Consider the following 18,019-nt stretch of genomic DNA (forward strand, 5'->3'; position numbering starts at 1 on the left):
GCATAAGTTTATGCGATATCACAAAGCCTGAAATCGGGCGTGCGTGCAATTTGCGTTAAGTGTTATGTTTTTACTGCTTTAGCAAACACTTGCATCGATAAATAACAAATGTAAACAACTGAAAAGGATGGTGGCAGGATGAGGACAGCAGGCAGGTTGCGCCAGTTTAGCTGGGCGATGTTAATGAGTTTTACCGTGGTGCAGGGGGCTGCTGCGGCGCCCGCAAGCGCGCCGCCGATCTCCTATGGCGTTGACAGCGACACCTTTCATCCGGTAAAGGCGCAGCACGGCATGGTCGCTTCGGTGGATGCGATGGCAACGCAGGTGGGCGTGGATATTCTCAGACAGGGCGGCAATGCGGTGGATGCGGCGATCGCCGTGGGCTTTGCGCTGGCCGTTACTCATCCGCAGGCGGGTAATCTCGGCGGTGGCGGCTTTATGCTGCTGCGCACGGCGTCCGGGCGGACTGCTGCTATCGACTTTCGTGAAATGGCGCCGGCGCGCGCCTCGCGCGATATGTTCCTTGATAAGCAGGGCAATGCGGATAGTAAGTTATCACTTACTTCTCACCTGGCGTCTGGCACGCCGGGTACGGTTGCGGGATTTGCGCTGGCGGCAAAGAAGTATGGCACGCTGCCGCTGCGCACGCTGCTGGCCCCGGCTATAAAGCTGGCGCGTGACGGCATTATCGTCAACGATGCGCTGGCGGACGATCTCGCCACCTATGGCAAAGAGAACCTGATCAATCACGCCACCAGCCGGGCAATTTTTTACAAAGCGGATGGCAGACCTTACCAGAAAGGCGATCGGCTGGTGCAGAAGAACCTGGCGCGCAGCCTGCAGCTGATTGCGCAGCAGGGAGCAGACGCATTTTATAAAGGCCGCATCGCTGATGAGATCGCCGGCGAAATGGCACAGCACGGCGGGCTGATTGGCAAAGCGGATCTCGCCGCTTACCGTGCCGTGGAGCGTAAACCGGTCAGCGGCACCTACCGCGGCTATGAAGTGTTCTCCATGCCGCCACCCTCATCGGGCGGGATCCACATTGTGCAGATCCTGAATATTCTGGAGAATTTCGATCTGGCGAAGTGGGGCTTTGGCAGCGCAGACGCCATGCAGGTCATGGCAGAAGCGGAGAAGTACGCTTACGCCGATCGCTCAGAGTATCTTGGCGATCCCGATTTCGTTAAAGTGCCGCAGCAGGCGCTGACCAGCAAAGCCTATGCCAGGACCCTGGCGCAGCAGATCGATGTCAGCAAAGCGCGGCCGTCGTCAGAGATCAAACCGGGTAAGCTGGCACCGTACGAGAGCAATCAGACCACCCACTTCTCGGTGGTGGATAAAGCGGGCAACGCTGTGGCGGTAACCTATACCCTGAACACCTACTTTGGCAGCGGGATCGTGGCAGGCAACAGCGGCATCCTGATGAACAACGAAATGGATGATTTCTCTGCGAAGCCGGGTACGCCAAACGTTTACGGTCTGGTCGGCGGCGAGGCGAATGCGATTCAGCCGGCGAAGCGTCCGCTCTCCTCCATGTCACCGACGATTGTGGCCAAAGAGGGGAAAACCTGGCTGGTCACCGGCAGTCCGGGCGCAGCCGGATCATCACGACCGTGCTGCAGATGGTGGTTAACAGCATCGATTTCGGGATGAACGTGGCGGAAGCGACTAACGCGCCGCGTTTTCATCATCAGTGGCTGCCCGATCAGCTGCGCGTGGAGAAAGGCTTCAGTCCCGATACGCTGCGCCTGCTGGAAGCGAAAGGCCAGCACGTGAAGGTGCTGCCGGCAATGGGCAGCACGCAGAGCATCATGATCGGTCCTGATGGCATGCGCTACGGCGCCTCCGATCCGCGTTCGGTTGACGATCTCAGCGCCGGTTATTAATCGCCGGTAAGTCCGATACTGCTCACGGTATTGTTTAGCCAGCCTGCGTGCTGGCTTTTTTTATTGCCGATCAACCCATCCGGCGTGCGGGCGGGCATCAGACGCGGAAGCGGTAAAAATAGTGATAAACTCAGCCTATCTCTGGCCTCAGGTGCATACGATGAAGAAGAAAAGACCGGTATTACAGGACGTCGCCGATCGCGTCGGCATCACCAAAATGACCGTCAGTCGCTATCTGCGCGACCCGGAGCGGGTCTCTGCCGCGCTGCGTGACAAAATTGCCGTCGCGCTGGATGAGCTGGGCTATATCCCTAATCGTGCACCCGATATGCTCTCAAACGCCACCAGCCGCGCCATTGGCGTGCTGCTGCCTTCCCTGACCAACCAGGTCTTTGCTGACGTGCTGCGCGGCATTGAAACCGTGACCGATGAGGCGGGATATCAGACGCTGGTCGCGCACTTTGGTTACAATCCGGAAAAAGAGGAGCGGCAGTTGCGCTCGCTGCTGGGCTGGAATATTGACGGCGTGATCTTAACCGAACGCACCCACACCACCGGTACGCTGCGCATGCTGGAGGTAGCCGGGATCCCGGTCATTGAGATTATGGACAGCGTCACGCCGTGTCTGGATATGGCGGTGGGATTTGATAATGTCGAAGCGGCGCGACAGATGACGCAGGCTATCCTGAAGAAAGGGCATCGCCATACGGTCTACCTGGGGGCGCGGCTCGATGAACGTACGCTGCAGAAGCAGCAGGGATATGAACAGGCAATGCGCGAGGCGGGGCTGACGCCGCACAGCGTGATGATGGAAGACGCCTCTTCCTTCAGCGCCGGCGCGCAGCTGCTGTGCGAGGCGCAAAAGCGCTATCCGGCAACCGACAGTCTGTTCTGTACTAACGATGACCTGGCCGTAGGCGCCATGTTTGAATGCCAGCGTCAGGGGCTGCGCGTGCCGGAGCAGATGGCGATCGCGGGCTTTCACGGCCACGATATTACGCAGGTCGTGACGCCGCGGCTGGCAACCGTGCTGACGCCGCGCGAACGGATGGGGAGCGCGGCGGCTGCCATGCTGCTGGCGCGCATTGGTGGCGATCGTTCATTTAGCGGCCCGCTCGATATCGGCTTTGAGATTGCTGAAGGTGACAGCATCTGATTTTGGCGATTGTATGAGCCACTTCACACTTTTACGCTTTTCCGGCTGGCGAGGGTTGTCAGCATCGGGACGCACTCCGACAATGAATGACAGATTTGTTATCGGTAACATTGGCAGAATAAGCTGCCGGAGCGCAAAACTATGATCACGCCATCTTCATCACATCACGTTTTTATCCTGATGGGTGTATCCGGCAGCGGAAAGTCTGTCGTTGCTAATCGGGTATCACACGAACTGAATACCGCTTTTCTGGATGGAGATTTCCTTCATCCGCGCAGCAACATCATGAAAATGGCGGAAGGCCACCCGCTGGATGACAACGATCGCCAGCCGTGGCTGCAGGCGCTGAACGACGCGGCTTTTGCCATGCAGCGCACTCAGGCGGTGTCGATTATCGTCTGCTCGGCGCTGAAAAAGTCCTATCGTGACATTTTACGCCAGGGCAATCACAACCTGAAATTTATCTATCTGAAAGGCGATTTCGAAACCATTGAAACCCGCCTCAAAGCCCGTAAGGGTCACTTCTTCAAGCCGCAGATGCTGGTAACGCAGTTTGCCACGCTGCAGGAACCTGGCACAGATGAGGCAGATGTCCTGATGGTGGATATCAATCACTCGCTGGATGACGTTGTTGCAGCTACGGTTGCGACCATCAGGGATGCAATCAACAAGGGCGAGTAATGAGTACCGCAACGCTGGTGTTAACCGCAGCAGGCTCTGTCCTGCTGCTGCTGTTTCTGGTAATGAAAGCGCGGATGCACGCCTTTGTCGCCCTGATGTTAGTTTCTATTGGCGCCGGACTTTTCTCCGGTATGCCACTCGATCAGATCGCCGATACGATGCAGAAAGGCATGGGCGGCACGCTGGGCTTTCTTGCTATCGTCGTAGCGCTTGGCGCAATGTTCGGCAAAATTCTGCATGAAACCGGTGCGGTGGATCAGATCGCTATCCGGATGCTGAAAACCTTTGGCGAGAGCCGGGCGCACTATGCGATGGGGATCGCCGGGCTGATCTGCGCGCTGCCGCTGTTTTTTGAAGTCGCGGTGGTGCTGCTGATCAGCATCGCCTTTGCGGTGGCACGCCGCACGCATGACAACCTGGTGAAGCTGGTGATCCCGCTGTTTGCCGGCGTAGCGGCGGCGGCGGCGTTTCTGCTGCCGGGACCTGCGCCGATGCTGCTGGCGGCACAAATGCACGCTGATTTCGGCTGGATGATCCTGCTGGGACTCTGTGCAGCCATTCCGGGGATGCTGATCGCCGGGCCGCTGTTTGGCAGCCTGATCGCCCGCCACGTCAGCTTCAGCGCGCCGCCGGAAGAGCATCAGCCGGATGTGGATGAGGGCAGGCTGCCCTCATTTGGTTTCAGCCTCTCTCTGATCCTGTTTCCGCTGCTGCTGGTCGGGCTGAAAACCATCGGTGCGCGCTTTACCACGCCGGATACCCGGCTCTACGAATGGCTGGAATTTATTGGCCATCCGTTTACCGCGATTCTGCTGGCGCTGCTGGTGGCGATCTATGGCCTGGCGTACCGGCAGGGCATGGATAAAGAGAAGGTGATGCAGGTGTGCGGCAGCGCGCTGCAGCCCGCCGGCATTATTCTGCTGGTTATCGGTGCCGGCGGCGTCTTTAAGCAGGTGCTGGTTGACTCCGGCGTGGGGCCGGTGCTGGGTCATGCGCTGACCGGCGCTGGTATGCCAATCGCGCTGGCCTGCTTTATTCTGGCAGGCGCTATCCGGGTTATTCAGGGCTCTGCAACCGTGGCCTGTCTGACCACCGTAGGGCTGGTAATGCCGGTGATCGAACCGCTGCACTACAGCGGCGCACAGCTCGCGGCGCTCTCAATCTGTATCGGCGGTGGCTCTATTATTATCAGCCACGTCAACGATGCCGGCTTCTGGCTGTTTGGCCGCTTTACCGGTGCCACCGAGGGCGAGACGCTAAAGACCTGGACGCTGATGGAGACCATCCTCGGCACCACCGGCGCCATCGTCGGCATGATTGCGTTTAGTTTGTTATCGTAAATAACCCAGGGGCGCATAAATGCGCCCCCTACATCGCCCTCGTAGGGGCGTCATTAATGACGCCCTGGCCGATGTCCACACCGGATCCAACGACGCGGTTTATGGCGGTTGATACGGTGCCGCATCACACCAAGAGCGCATAAATGCGCCCCCTACATCGCCCTCGTAGGGGCGTCATTAATGACGCCCTGGCCGATGTCCGCACCGGATCCAACGACGCGGCTTATGGCGATTGATACCGTGCACACCCTAAACCAGGGGCGCATAAATGCGTCTCTGGTTCCTTACCTTAATCTACTTCCCGCTCATCATCTGGCTGGTCGAGAACGGTATAAGCCACCGCGCAGAACAGGGAATTGAGGCGCTTCATATCTCCCAGCAGCCCCAGATGCAGCGAACTGGTCTCAATGCTCTGTACATTATTCAGATGCAGCCGCTCCACGTGCGAGTGAGAGAAGCGGCGGATCAGAATACGGAAGCGATGTTTGGCCCGCCGCAGACGTTTCGCGCTGGTGATATCATGCGACAGAAATACTGAGAGGCTCAGGCGCAGGTTATTCAGCACCTGCTCCTGCAGCGTATTCAGCTCTTCCAGCCCTTCTGCCGAGAAGGCCCGCCGCGCCTGTAACGATTTATCCGCAACGTCACCGCTCATGCGCTCAATGATGTCACCCGCCTGTTCAAGATTCAGCGCCATCTCAATAATTTCAGCCCAGCGCCGCGCATCCTCCTCCGCCAGATCTTCGCGCGGCATGCGGGCCAGATAGAGTTTGATGGCGGTATAGAGCACGTCAACATCATCATCCAGCTGCCGCACCCGGTGCGATTCACGCAGTTCGCCCCGGACTACGCGGCTGAACGACTCCAGCATCTGCTCCAGCACGTCGCCCATGCGCAGGGTCTCACGCGCGGCATTGACCAGCGCCAGCGCAGGCGTATCCAGCGCGCTTTTATCCAGATGTCTGGGCTTGAGGTGCGCCTGATGCTCTGCATCGTCAGAAATCATACGCTGGCAGAGTCGCGCCATCGGTGCGGCAAACGGCACCATGATCAGGCAGCGTGCCAGGTTGTAGAAAACGTGGAAAAAGATCACCAGCTCTTCATCATTCACCGGCAGGCGATCCAGCAGCTCAGCAATAAAATCAACAAACGGCAGTACCGCAATGCTGCCGATAAGCTTGAACAGCAGGCTGCCGAGCGCCACCCGCTTGCCAGCCGCATTGGAACCGCTGGCGTTGATCATCGCCAGCAGGCCGCTGCCGAGATTGGCACCAATGACCAGACAGAGCGCCACCTTAAATGAGATCACGCCAGCGGCCGTCAGGGTCGCGGTGATTAGCACCGCCGCCAGGCTGGAATAGCTGATGATGGCAAAAACAGCGCCAATCAGGGCGTCCAGTAGCGTATCGCCGGTCAGGGTGGAGAAGAGCACCTGTACGCCCGAAGCCTGCGTTATCGGACGTGCTGCGGTGACAATCAGCTGCAGTGCCAGCAGGATCAGCCCGAGACCAATGGCGGCCCGGCCCATCTGTCCGACGCGCGTCTGTTTGCGGCTGAGAAAAAAGACCACGCCAAAAAAGATAAACAGCGGGGAGAGCCAGGAGAGATCGAAGGTCAGCACGCGCGCCATAATGGCCGTGCCGACGTCAGCCCCCAGTACCACCACCAGGGCAGGCGTCAGGCTGACCAGGTTTTGCGCCACAAACGAGGTGACCAGCAGCGTGGTGGCGTTACTGCTCTGTACCAGAGCGGTAACGCCAATGCCGGCCAGAAAAGCCATCGGTTTTTTTTCCACGCTGCGGCTCAGTACCCGGCGCAGATCGGCACCGTACACGCGCATGATGCCGGTGCGCACAATGTGGGTGCCCCAGACCAGCAGTGCGACAGCAGAAAGCAGATTAAGCAGAGTTAGCACGGTCGCAGGCTCCTGTATGCCAGGCAAAAAGCAGCCAGCTGCCTGCCTGGCAAACACGGCAGCGGGGGAAGACCGGTAGCGCACCGCATGAATTTTTCGTTAGATATAAATAACCTGAAGCGGTGTCGACCTGTTAACTGTAGCTGAATCCGGTTCACCGCGATGAGATATCCGCGGCGTTTACGCTGCCCCTGACGGAGAACCGCCACCTTAACGTCATATTGTGATTCAGATCACATTGCAGCATGATAGCGCTCTTCTTATTTGCGCATTAAGGACGCAGCAATGACAGATAAATCAGCCGCCGGTCAGCTCATCGCGACGGTGCTGCAGTGGGTACTTAACATCGGCCTGTTGATCCTGGCCGTGATCCTGGTAGTGTTTCTCGGCAAGGAGACGATTCATCTGGCTAACGTGCTGTTCAGCACCGGTGAACAGGCGTCATCCTATCTGCTGATTGAAGGCATTGTGATCTACTTTCTCTACTTTGAATTTATCGCGCTGATTGTGAAATATTTTCAGTCGGGCTATCACTTTCCGCTGCGCTACTTTGTTTATATCGGCATCACCGCCATTATCCGGCTGATTATCGTTGATCACAAAAATCCGTTCGACACGCTCTGCTATTCCGCTGCGATCCTGATTCTGGTGGTCACGCTGTGGCTGGCAAACAGCAACCGGCTGAAGCGCGAATAAACGGCTCTTATATCTCCGGCGTTCGCGGCCGTGCCAGCGGCCGCGCTCTGCGGTAAACTAAGGCAACTTTTTTGCCGGAGATCGCCTGATGTCGCACGATGCGCTGCGCCAGTTATATGCCTTGCAGTGGTTACCCGCCTCCTCGCTGCTGCCCGCACCGCTGACCGACTGGCTGATGGAAGAAGATTCCATGACGCGCCGTTTTGAGCAGCACTGCCGGCAGGTTACCGTTCAACCCATCCGTGAAGGCTTTGTCAGCGCGGCGGAGGTCGCAGCAGAAGCGGCTTTTCTGCCGGACAATACGCGCTTCTGGCTGCGCGAAATCGTGCTGTGCGGCGACGGCGAGCCGTGGCTGCTGGGCCGCACCGTAGTGCCCGAGAGTACGCTGCAGGGACCGGAGCAGATGCTGCAGCAACTTGGCACACGCCCGCTGGGGCGCTATCTTTTTGCCTCTTCAGCGCTGAGCCGCGATTTTATTCATCCCGGCCAGGCCGGCGATCTGTGGGGACGGCGTTCGCGCCTGCGCCTGTCGGATAAGCCCCTTCTGTTAACTGAACTTTTTTTACCGGCATCGCCGCTTTACCGCGCGCTGCAGCAAGGATGAGACCCGTGCAAAAATCATTATCCGTAAGCAAATGGCAGGCTTACAGCCGCCTGATGCGCATCGACAAACCTATCGGCACGCTGCTGCTGATGTGGCCTACGCTCTGGGCGCTGTGGCTGGCTGGCATGGCGGTGCCGCCGCTGCCGGTGCTGATTGTGTTTGTGCTTGGCGTCATCGTTATGCGCGCTGCCGGCTGCGTCATTAATGATTACGCCGATCGCAAAGTGGATGGTCACGTTAAACGCACCGCCGGCCGGCCGCTGGCGAGCGGGGCGGTTTCAGAGAAAGAGGCAAAGCTGCTGTTTGCTGCGCTGGGCCTGCTGGCGTTTATGCTGGTGCTGACCATGAATCGCATGACCATCCTGCTCTCTTTCGGCGGGCTGGCGCTGGCTTGGGTCTACCCCTTTATGAAACGCTATACCCATCTGCCGCAGGTGGTGCTCGGCGCAGCCTTTGGCTGGGCGATCCCGATGGGGTGGGCTGCAGTAAGTGAGTCCTTACCTTTAGTTTGCTGGCTGGTGTTCTTCGCTAATATCTGCTGGACGGTGGCCTACGATACCCAGTACGCCATGGTGGATCGCGATGACGATTTAAAGATAGGCGTTAAATCTACGGCGATTCTGTTTGGTCGTTTTGACAAGCTGATTATTGGCCTGCTGCAGCTGGCCACGCTGGGGCTGATGGCGCTGGTGGGAAGTATGCTGAATCTGAACGGGGCATTCTACTGGTCACTGCTGGCTGCCGGCGCGCTGTTTGTCTATCAGCAGAGCCTGATCGCCCGCCGCGAACGCGACGCCTGCTTTCAGGCCTTTCTGAACAATAACTATGTGGGACTGGTGCTGTTTGCTGGCGTGCTGCTGAATACGCAGCCGTTTCTGGCGCTGTTCTGAACCGGCAGGGACGCATCCTGCGTCCCTGCCTTGCCTTACTCGTGTGCGACCGCACTCTCTATCGTCAGACGCACATCGCTGGTGACCAGCTCTGCCAGCATCTGCCACATCGCGTGCGTGCGCTCCGCATCGGCATCACCTGAGTCGCTGATATAGCGCTCATCGCGCAGCGTCAGCACCAGCGTGGTAAATACCGCCTTATCAAAGAACTCCGGCGCATTGATACCGTGCAGCACTGACAGACGCTGCGCCAGCGTGCGGCTCTCTTTCTCCAGCGTGCCGCGGTTGATCGTCGGTTTGGCACTGAGAATGGCGAAGGTGATCGCAAAGCGCTGCAGCGTTTCGCGAATACCGGCTGCCAGCAGCTGCAGCGTGCGATAGCGCGCGGCGCTCAGCTTAATCTGCCCATCCAGCTGCGTTACCAGCCCCTGTCGCGCCATCTCCGCGCACAGCGCGCTAAGCAGCGCCGGCAGTTCGGCACTTTCCCAGCGCAGGAACAGTTCACTTTTCAGCATCGGGTAGACCAGGCTTACCTGACGCAGAAGCTCTGCTTCGCTGATTTCGCGGTGCTGCTGCACAATCGCGGCAATCAGCGACGGCATCACCAGCATGTGCTGAATGTTATTCCGGTAGTAGGTCATCAGCACGGCCTGCTCGCGCGGCAGAATAATGATATCGCCGATGCTGTCCTGCTCGGTTTCAAACTTATTCATGCCCATCGCGTGATCCAGCAGCGCTTCGGCGCTCAGATCGGGCACCGTCGCTTCCGGTGAATAGGGCACGTTGCGCAGCAGCTGGGTGTAGCACTCCAGCTGCTCCGTCAGCTGCTCACGCGTCAGCGAGCGCTGACGGGACGCAAGCAGCGCGGTCACACACAGATTCATGGCGTTGGCCGCACCCGCTTCGTTAATGCGCACCATCAGGCGGGCAGCGATATCGTTTACCGCTGGCGTCATCCACGCGGGGCGCTGCGGATCGATCGGGTCGATCGCCTCGCGCCACTCGGGAATATGCTTGTTCAGGTAGTTAACCAGCGGCAGCGGTTCGCCAAAGTTAACGTAGCCCTGACCGAGATTGCGCAGCTTACGCAGGCCGCGCACCATCTGCACAAAGCCCTCTTTCTCTTTCGCTGCGCCGCGCAGCTCTTTGGCGTAAGTACCCACTTCCATTACGTGCTCATAGCCGATGTAGATCGGTACAAACGTAATCGGACGGCTGCCGCCGCGCAGCAGCGCCTGCAGCGTCATTGAAAGCGTGCCGGTTTTGGGATCGAGCAGGCGACCGGTGCGCGAGCGTCCGCCCTCAACAAAGTACTCAACCGAGTAGCCGCGGCTGAACAGCTCGCCCAGATATTCGCGGAATACGGTGGAGTAGAGTTTATTGCCCTTAAAGGTACGGCGAATAAAGAAGGCCCCCAGCCGGCGGAAAATGGGCCCGGCTGGCCAGAAGTTAAGATTGATACCGGCAGCGATGTGCGGCGGCACCAGCCCCTGATGATAAAGCACGTAGGAGAGCAGCAGATAATCCATATGGCTGCGGTGGCAGGGCACATAGACTATTTCATGACCATCCTGCGCCAGCTGACGCACGCGCTCGCCGCCGTTGACGCTAATGCCCTGATAGAGGCGGCTCCAGAGCCAGCCCATGATGCGGTCGGTAACGCGGATCGCCTCATATGAGAAGTCTGCCGCGATCTCTTCCATCATCTCAACGGCGTTTTGCTGCGCTTTTTCATGCGAAATCTTTTTGCTGCGCGCTTCATCTTCAACCGCTTTTTCAATCGCCTTCGACTGCAGCAGCTTGTTGAACAGATCCTGACGGGCGGGCAGGCTTGGTCCCACCGCGGCGAGACGCTGGCGGGCAAAGTGAATACGCGCCACGCGCGCCAGCTTCTGCGCAATCGACTTATCCGTGCCGTGTTCGGTCGCCATCTGGCGCAGCGAGACGGTGGAAGAGAAACGGACAAAGCTGTCGCGACCGTGCCAGAGAATGGCGAAAAACTTCTGTACGCCATTCAGTACGCGCAGATGCGGCGTAGGCTCGCCCTGAATTTCACGACCCGGCGCACGGCCAAACATCACCGCCACCGGCAGCATCTGGACATCCAGCTGCGGGTTATTACGATGCAGATCCAGATAGTCGTGAAACAGTTTCACTGACTCCGGGTTCGCCACGTAGTAAGGAAAGACACGCGGGCCATCATGGATAAACACATGGCGCGGCAGCAGCGTGCCGTCAATCTCCAGCGGCGCGAGCGGATCGGGCAGATCAAGCCGCAGACACTGGTTGCGTAATGTAAGCAGGTCCGCCTTTGAATCATAAGGCAAAACATACATCACGGGACGAGTGGGATCGATACCGTGCTCCGAAACCGGATCGGTCGGTATGACCTTACTTTTTACCAAAATAGAGAGTGGTAAATTCAATAATTTGTAATAGAGTTTACGCCAACCTGACATAGACAACTTGAAGCCTCTTGTTAGCAAAGCGCGGCAAGCATACCAGAAAGTGCAGCGGAGATCTGTGGCTGTGCCATCGCACGCTGCGCACTCATTGACGCCAAAATTACTCAAGGGTTCCCTATTCATGGCAAATAACGTTACCGGCCTGCTGCGTATTATCAAAGCGGCGGGCTACTCCTGGCAGGGAATACGCGCAGCCTGGCAACATGAAGCGGCCTTTCGTCAGGAGGCAGTTGCCGCGGTGATTGCGGTAGTTGTCGCCTGCTGGCTGGATGTGGACGCAGTGACGCGCGTACTGCTAATTGGTTCGGTGATACTGGTGGTGGTGGTGGAGATCCTCAACAGCGCGATTGAGGCGGTGGTCGACCGAATCGGCCAGGAGCGTCATCCGCTGGCGGGCCGCGCTAAGGATATGGGTTCTGCCGCCGTACTGCTGACGATCCTTCTCGCGCTGTTTGTCTGGATAACGCTGCTCTGGCCGCACGCATATTAAGGCCGCCCGTACCGATATATCGCTGATTTTTGCCGCAGCTGCGGTTTTCATTTCGCCAATACCTGTATATACTCACAGCGACTGTATAAACAACCAGGGGGCGGGATGAAAGCGTTAACCAGCAGGCAGCAGCAGGTCTATGACCTGATTCGCGACCATATTAATACAACCGGCATGCCGCCAACGCGTGCTGAAATCGCTTCACAGCTGGGCTTCCGCTCACCCAATGCAGCTGAAGAGCACCTGAAAGCGCTGGCGCGTAAAGGGGTCATTGAGATTGTCTCTGGCGCCTCGCGCGGCATTCGCTTGCTGATGGAAGAAGAGACAAGCGGCGGACTGCCGTTAATCGGGCGTGTCGCTGCCGGCGAGCCGCTGCTGGCTCAGGAGCACATCGAGACCCACTATCAGGTCGATGCTAACCTGTTCAAGCCGAGCGCGGATTTTCTGCTGCGCGTTAGCGGCATGTCGATGAAAGATATCGGGATTATGGATGGCGATCTGCTTGCCGTGCATAAAACCCAGGATGTGCGTAATGGCCAGGTCGTGGTGGCGCGCATTGACGACGAGGTCACCGTAAAACGCTGGAAAAAGCAGGGTGCTATCGTGCATCTGCTGCCGGAAAACAGCGATTTTCAGCCTATCGAAGTGGATACGCGCCAGCAGTCTCTGACCGTTGAAGGTCTGGCTGTCGGTATTGTCCGTACCGGTGAATGGCTGTAATACCTGGTTAGTCCCCCCGCTGCGGTCTGTGCCTGCACAGGCCGCGGTCTGCTATATTACCCCTCTGCTTCCAACCGTGGCGCCGTGCAGCTGCATGAGGCGCGTTGCCCGCAATAACAGGACTGGCTGATGCCGCTGTTTACCTCTTCTGATCGCACGCTCTGGCGCCTGGCGCTGCCCATGATCCTCTCTAACATCAGCGTACCGCTGCTGGGCATTGTGGATACGGCTATCATTGGCCACCTCGACAGCCCGGTTTACCTCGGCGGCGTAGCGTGGGTGCAACGGCCACCAGCTTTGTCTTTATGCTGCTGCTCTTTTTGCGGATGAGCACCACTGGCCTGACGGCGCAGGCGTTCGGCGCCCGCGATAAGCCAGCGCTGGCGCGGGCGCTGATCCAGCCGATGCTGATTGCGCTGACGGCAGGCGTGCTGTTCATTGCGCTACGAACGCCGGTCAGCGAGCTGGCAGCCGCGCTGATGGGCGGCAGCGAGGCGGTGCAGCAGCAGGCACAAACCTTTATCGCTATCCGCTGGCTCAGCGCGCCTGCCACGCTGGCAAATCTGGTGATCCTCGGCTGGCTGCTCGGCGTACAGTATGCGCGCGCGCCGATGGTGCTGCTTATTACCGGCAACGTCGTGAATATCCTGCTCGATCTGCTGTTTGTTCTGCAGTGGCACTGGGGCGTGGCGGGTGCCGCAGCGGCCACCGCCGTCGCGGACTATGTGACGCTGGCCGTGGGGCTATGGATGGTGGCGCGGGTGCTGGCGCTGCGCGGCATATCATTTTCGCTGCTTAAAGCCAGCTGGCGCGGCGACGCCGCGCGCCTGTTCCGGCTTAACCGCGACATCATGCTGCGTTCGCTGCTGCTGCAGCTCTGCTTCGCCTCGCTGACGCTACTGGGCGCGCGACTCGGCGCTGACGTGGTCGCCGTCAATGCGGTATTGCTGATGTTCCTGACTTTTACTGCCTATGCGCTGGATGGTTTTGCGTATGCGGTGGAAGCCTGCTCCGGTGAGGCGACCGGCGCAGGCGATCGCAGCCGGCTGCGGCTGATCTGGTATGCCGCCTGCCGGCAGGCGGGCATTGTGGCGCTGCTGTTCGCTGTGATTTACGCCCTCTGCGGTCCGGCAATTATCGCGCTGCTGACCTCGATTGAGTCGCTGCGTGAGGCGGCTGACCGCTATCTGATCTGGCAGGTGATCCTGCCGCTGGCTGGCGTCTGGTGCTATCTGCTGGATGGGATGTTTATCGGAGCCACGCGCGGCCGGGATATGCGCAACAGCATGCTGCTGGCGGCGCTGGGCTATGCGCTGACGCTGCTGACGCTGCCGTGGCTCGGGAATCATGGTTTATGGCTGGCTATTACCGTATTTCTCGCGCTGAGAGGCATTACGCTCGGGCTGATCTGGCGTCATCACTGGCAGCGCGACAGCTGGTTCAGCGTGTGATAGCAGCCGGTCAGGCGGTAGCCCACAAAACTGGCAGTTTGTGCTGCAGCGGTTAACCTTAACGTGACAGCACGCGGGTTATACGGCGGTTCAGCCCGCGCTGTGGTGGCATACCGTCTGGCTCAGCAAACCGGGGAGAGATGCAATGAACAAAGATGAAGCGAGTGGCAGCTGGAAACAGTTTAAAGGAAAATGCAAAGAGCAGTGGGGCAAGCTGACCGATGATGACCTGAGCGTGATCGAAGGCAGACGCGAGCAGCTGATCGGCAAAATTCAGGAGCGCTACGGCTATGCCAGAGCAGAAGCGGAGCGCGAAGTAAACGAATGGGAAAGCCGGCACAACGATCCACCCAGCTAGTGCCACCCCGCTTCAGAGCATAACCCGCCCGCATGCCTTCAGGCGTGCGCTCAGCCCTTTTTGCCGCGTTTTTTACTCATCGCTTCATGATCGTGCGCGCAGCTGGCGTGCTGTGTACAGGCAGCAATTTCCGCACAGTTTTCGCACAGGCCGTGCGCTTCAATTACCGTATGGCGCAGGCTGAAGTTTGCCTGGTCAGCCAGTCCCGCAATGATTTTTTCCACGCCGTGCGCCTGCTGTTCACTCACTGCGGCACAGCTGTCGCAAACCAGCATGACAGAGCTGTGGGCCGGCTCATTGAAATGATGGCAGACCACATAGCTGTTGTTGGACTCCACGCGGTGGATAAATCCCTGCTCCAGCAAAAAGTCGAGGGCGCGGTAAATCGTGGGCGGCTTCGCCTGAGGCTCACTCATACGCAGCTGATCCAGCAGATCGTAGGCGCTGACAGAACCTTTCTGCTCAGCCATCAGGCGCAGTACTTCGGCACGCTGTGGCGTAAGACGCACGCCGCGATCGAGACAGAGCGCCTCGACCTGGGTCAGCAGCTGCGCTGGGGTAAGAGTTGACATAATGTTCTCCGGCTAACAGGTGATGTTATTTTATCACACTCCATCCGCCCATGCTGTTTTTGCCTGCCCTGGCCGAAGCGTGCTGTCGATCACACTTATCCGGCAATTTTAAGCGTGTTTAGCGCGCTATTTTTGCTTTGCAAGTGACCAGATTCCCGATATGGTTCAGGCAGGCTAAAGTTATCACTGGCCTTATAAGAGCAATAATTCGCCTGAGTGGCTAAAAAAAGCGCAGTGTGACGCAATCGTGTCCAATTCTGCGAACAGCAGTGCTTATCCCTTTCAGTTCACAGCAATGAAGCGTTAGCCGCCATTCAGAATAGCGGTTAACACCATTATTTCGCCTACGCGACACTCAATAATTTTTTAAGGTGATAGCAGCCTCATGATGACAACACGCTTTACGCTGGCCCGGGTGGCTTATTTTGCTGGTTTAAACGCGCTGCTGGTTTCCTCTTCAGCGCTGGCCGCGGGAACCTGGTATGATGCGCGCAATGATGCGATGGGCGGAACCGGTGTCGCATCGTCGCACTGGAGCTCTGCCGTGCTGGCTAACCCCGCGCTGATGACACGCGCGCAGCCGGAAGAGAACGCCGGCATTATTTTTCCCTCTGCCGGGTTACAGGTGACGGATAAAGACAAGCTGGTCGATCGCATTGATGACATCACCGATACGGTTGATCGCTATCGCGACGTGATTGATAACATCAACGCGAATCTCATCTCGGATCCGTTTGCCGCCATCAATGCGGTACCGCAACTGCGTGCCGCAGCCGGTGATATGGCCGATCAGCTGCGCGGGCTTAAAGGTAACAAAGCGGATGCCACCGCTGGCGTTGCGCTGGCCGTCACCGTTCCCAATGCGACGCTGCCGTTTGCTTTTATTACCAAAGCCTATGGCACCGCCCATATCCGGGCCAATGTGGCTCAGAGCGATATCGATTATCTGGATAGTCTGGCAAACGGGGCGTTTCCGCAGCCGGGCGATCAGGATAACCTGCGCTCCAGCGCGAACGGACTGGCAGCGCTGGTCACCGATTATGGTATCGCCATGGCGCATGAGTTCACGGTTGCCGGTCATCCGGTCTCGCTCGGTATTACGCCCAAGCTGCAGAAGACCTGGCTCTATAACTACAGCGCCAGCGTCTATAACTACGATAAAAACGATCTTAAAAACGGACGCTATCGCAGTTCAGACACCGGCTTTAACGTTGATGCCGGTCTCGCAACCGCGTTTGCTGAAAACTGGACGTTTGGTCTGACCGGGCAGAACCTGATCTCACGCGATCTGGAAACCAAAGTCGTCAATGGCTATCGTGATACCTATCAAATCCGTCCGCTGGTGACAACCGGACTGGCATGGGAGCGCGGGCCGGTTACCCTGACCGGCGATGTGGACCTGACGGAAACCAAACGCTTTAAGTCGCAGGAGAGCAGCCAGTATGCGGGCGCAGGCGCGGAATATCGCGTGCTCGACTGGCTGGCACTGCGGGCAGGCTATCGCGCCGATCTGAAATCAAATGACGTTAACGTGGTTACCGCCGGCCTCGGGCTGTCGCCGTTTAATAATGCGGTGCATCTGGATCTCGCGGCTCCGCCGGTAAAGATCGTACCTGGGGTGCGATGGTACAGCTCGGCTTTAACTTCTGACGGGTCTGTCACGGGCGGCTGTGTCGTCCGTGACGGCTGTGGTATCATTGCGCAGTTTCTCATCATTTAACTCCGGATCTACTGCGCTTCATGACTGATAACTTCTCTTCGCAACGCTTCTCTATCGCGCCGATGCTCGACTGGACCGATCGTCACTGCCGCTATTTTCATCGCAAGCTGACCGGCGATACGCTGCTCTATACCGAAATGGTGACGACCGGCGCGATTATTCATGGCAAAGGCGATTACCTTGCCTATAGCGAAGAGGAGCATCCGGTTGCGCTGCAGCTGGGCGGCAGCGATCCGGCGGCGCTGGCGCAGTGTGCCCGACTGGCTGAAGCGCGCGGTTACGATCAGATCAACCTTAACGTGGGCTGTCCTTCCGACCGCGTACAGAACGGTCGTTTTGGTGCCTGCCTGATGGCGGATGCGAACCTGGTGGCTGACTGCATTAAAGCGATGCGCGATGTGGTTTCTATTCCGGTCACGGTAAAAACCCGCATCGGTATTGATGAGCAGGACAGCTACGCGTTTCTGCGCGACTTTACCGGCACCGTGGCAGAGCGGGGCGGCTGCGACACCTTTATCATTCACGCTCGCAAAGCCTGGCTGTCAGGCCTGAGCCCCAAAGAGAACCGGGAGATCCCGCCGCTGGACTATCCGCGCGTTTATCAGCTAAAACGTGATTTTCCGGCGCTGACCATGGCGATCAACGGCGGGGTAAAAACGCTGGAAGAGGCCAAGACGCACCTGATGCATCTGGATGGCGTGATGATGGGCCGCGAAGCGTATCAAAATCCTTCCGTGCTGGCGCAGGTTGACCGCGAGCTTTTTGGCCGCACAACGCCGGCAGTGGATCTGGTCGCCGCTGTGCGTTCAATGTATTCCTATATCGAAGCGGAACTGACGCAGGGCACTTATCTGGGGCACGTCACCCGGCATATGCTGGGGCTGTTTCAGGGTATTCCGGGTGCCCGTCAGTGGCGACGGTATCTGAGCGAAAATGCCCATAAACCGGGTGCTGATGTGCGGGTGCTGGAAGCCGCGCTGGCGCTGGTGGCCGATCGCATCCCCCAGGAAGCGTAATCCGCGCTCTCTGAAAACCGCAGCAGAAATGGTGCGGTTTTATTTTGCCTGAAACC

General features: G+C 58.2%; 13 protein-coding genes and 3 pseudogenes. 13 read left to right on the plus strand and 3 right to left on the minus strand.

The window, feature by feature from the left end; genetic code table 11:
• Positions 1-138 precede the first annotated feature (138 nt).
• From ggt to gntU, 4 genes and pseudogenes are all read left to right on the plus strand, one after another.
• A pseudogene (gene ggt, locus HA43_RS06995) lies at positions 139-1,889 on the plus strand (gamma-glutamyltransferase).
• A gap of 160 nt (positions 1,890-2,049) precedes the next feature.
• Positions 2,050-3,045, plus strand: coding sequence for a gluconate operon transcriptional repressor GntR (gene gntR, locus HA43_RS07000; protein WP_094111294.1), 996 nt, complete (start codon positions 2,050-2,052; stop codon positions 3,043-3,045).
• Between the two features lie 141 nt (positions 3,046-3,186).
• Complete coding sequence (gntK, locus tag HA43_RS07005; protein ID WP_039381948.1) at positions 3,187-3,726, plus strand: gluconokinase; 540 nt, start codon at positions 3,187-3,189, stop codon at positions 3,724-3,726.
• Positions 3,726-5,066 carry a gluconate transporter gene (gntU, locus tag HA43_RS07010; RefSeq protein WP_094111295.1) on the plus strand — a complete coding sequence of 447 codons (1,341 nt, stop codon included), beginning with the start codon at positions 3,726-3,728 and terminating at the stop codon, positions 5,064-5,066. The genes gntK and gntU overlap by 1 nt, the downstream gene beginning before the upstream one ends.
• A 289-nt stretch (positions 5,067-5,355) precedes the next feature.
• Here the strand turns inward: gntU and HA43_RS07015 are convergent, their stop codons facing one another.
• Positions 5,356-6,981 carry a Na/Pi cotransporter family protein gene (locus tag HA43_RS07015; protein WP_039381952.1) on the minus strand — a complete coding sequence of 542 codons (1,626 nt, stop codon included), beginning with the start codon at positions 6,979-6,981 and terminating at the stop codon, positions 5,356-5,358.
• A gap of 285 nt (positions 6,982-7,266) precedes the next feature.
• Here HA43_RS07015 and psiE point away from each other — a divergent pair, with 285 nt between their 5' ends.
• From psiE to ubiA, 3 genes are all read left to right on the plus strand, one after another.
• Complete coding sequence (gene psiE / locus HA43_RS07020; RefSeq protein WP_065650366.1) at positions 7,267-7,677, plus strand: phosphate-starvation-inducible protein PsiE; 411 nt, start codon at positions 7,267-7,269, stop codon at positions 7,675-7,677.
• Between the two features lie 88 nt (positions 7,678-7,765).
• A complete protein-coding gene (gene ubiC, locus HA43_RS07025; RefSeq protein WP_094111296.1) occupies positions 7,766-8,281 on the plus strand; it encodes a chorismate lyase in 516 nt (171 codons plus the stop codon).
• Entirely contained in the window at positions 8,278-9,171 is an 894-nt protein-coding gene (gene ubiA / locus HA43_RS07030; protein ID WP_211049635.1) for a 4-hydroxybenzoate octaprenyltransferase, read from the plus strand. Before ubiC ends, ubiA begins: the two co-directional genes overlap by 4 nt.
• Positions 9,172-9,206: 35 nt before the next feature.
• On the opposite strand, the gene plsB is transcribed toward ubiA, so the two are convergent.
• Entirely contained in the window at positions 9,207-11,630 is a 2,424-nt protein-coding gene (gene plsB, locus HA43_RS07035) for a glycerol-3-phosphate 1-O-acyltransferase PlsB (RefSeq protein WP_039381961.1), read from the minus strand.
• Between the two features lie 127 nt (positions 11,631-11,757).
• Here plsB and HA43_RS07040 point away from each other — a divergent pair, with 127 nt between their 5' ends.
• From HA43_RS07040 to HA43_RS07055, 4 genes and pseudogenes are all read left to right on the plus strand, one after another.
• Entirely contained in the window at positions 11,758-12,126 is a 369-nt protein-coding gene (locus HA43_RS07040; RefSeq protein ID WP_039381963.1) for a diacylglycerol kinase, read from the plus strand.
• 105 nt (positions 12,127-12,231) lie between these two features.
• Positions 12,232-12,846, plus strand: a complete 615-nt coding sequence (gene lexA, locus HA43_RS07045) for a transcriptional repressor LexA (RefSeq protein WP_039381966.1) — start codon at positions 12,232-12,234, stop codon at positions 12,844-12,846.
• 129 nt (positions 12,847-12,975) lie between these two features.
• Positions 12,976-14,297 (plus strand): annotated as a pseudogene (dinF, locus tag HA43_RS07050) (MATE family efflux transporter DinF).
• A 145-nt stretch (positions 14,298-14,442) separates the two neighbouring features.
• The gene (locus HA43_RS07055) at positions 14,443-14,655 is read left to right on the plus strand and encodes a CsbD family protein (RefSeq protein ID WP_094111297.1); all 213 of its coding nucleotides are present in this window, start codon (positions 14,443-14,445) and stop codon (positions 14,653-14,655) included.
• Between the two features lie 50 nt (positions 14,656-14,705).
• Here HA43_RS07055 and zur read toward each other — a convergent pair whose 3' ends face one another.
• On the minus strand, positions 14,706-15,227 hold the full coding sequence (zur, locus tag HA43_RS07060) for a zinc uptake transcriptional repressor Zur (RefSeq protein ID WP_071668451.1): 522 nt from the start codon (positions 15,225-15,227) through the stop codon (positions 14,706-14,708).
• Between the two features lie 388 nt (positions 15,228-15,615).
• On the opposite strand from zur, the pseudogene HA43_RS07065 reads away from it, so the two are divergent.
• Positions 15,616-16,877 (plus strand): annotated as a pseudogene (locus HA43_RS07065) (conjugal transfer protein TraF).
• Positions 16,878-16,967: 90 nt separating this feature from the next.
• Complete coding sequence (gene dusA, locus HA43_RS07070) at positions 16,968-17,963, plus strand: tRNA dihydrouridine(20/20a) synthase DusA (protein WP_094111298.1); 996 nt, start codon at positions 16,968-16,970, stop codon at positions 17,961-17,963.
• The last annotated feature ends 56 nt before the right edge of the window (positions 17,964-18,019 follow it).

The sequence above is a fragment of the Pantoea eucrina genome (assembly GCF_002095385.1).
In the GTDB taxonomy this organism is placed as follows: domain Bacteria; phylum Pseudomonadota; class Gammaproteobacteria; order Enterobacterales; family Enterobacteriaceae; genus Pantoea; species Pantoea eucrina.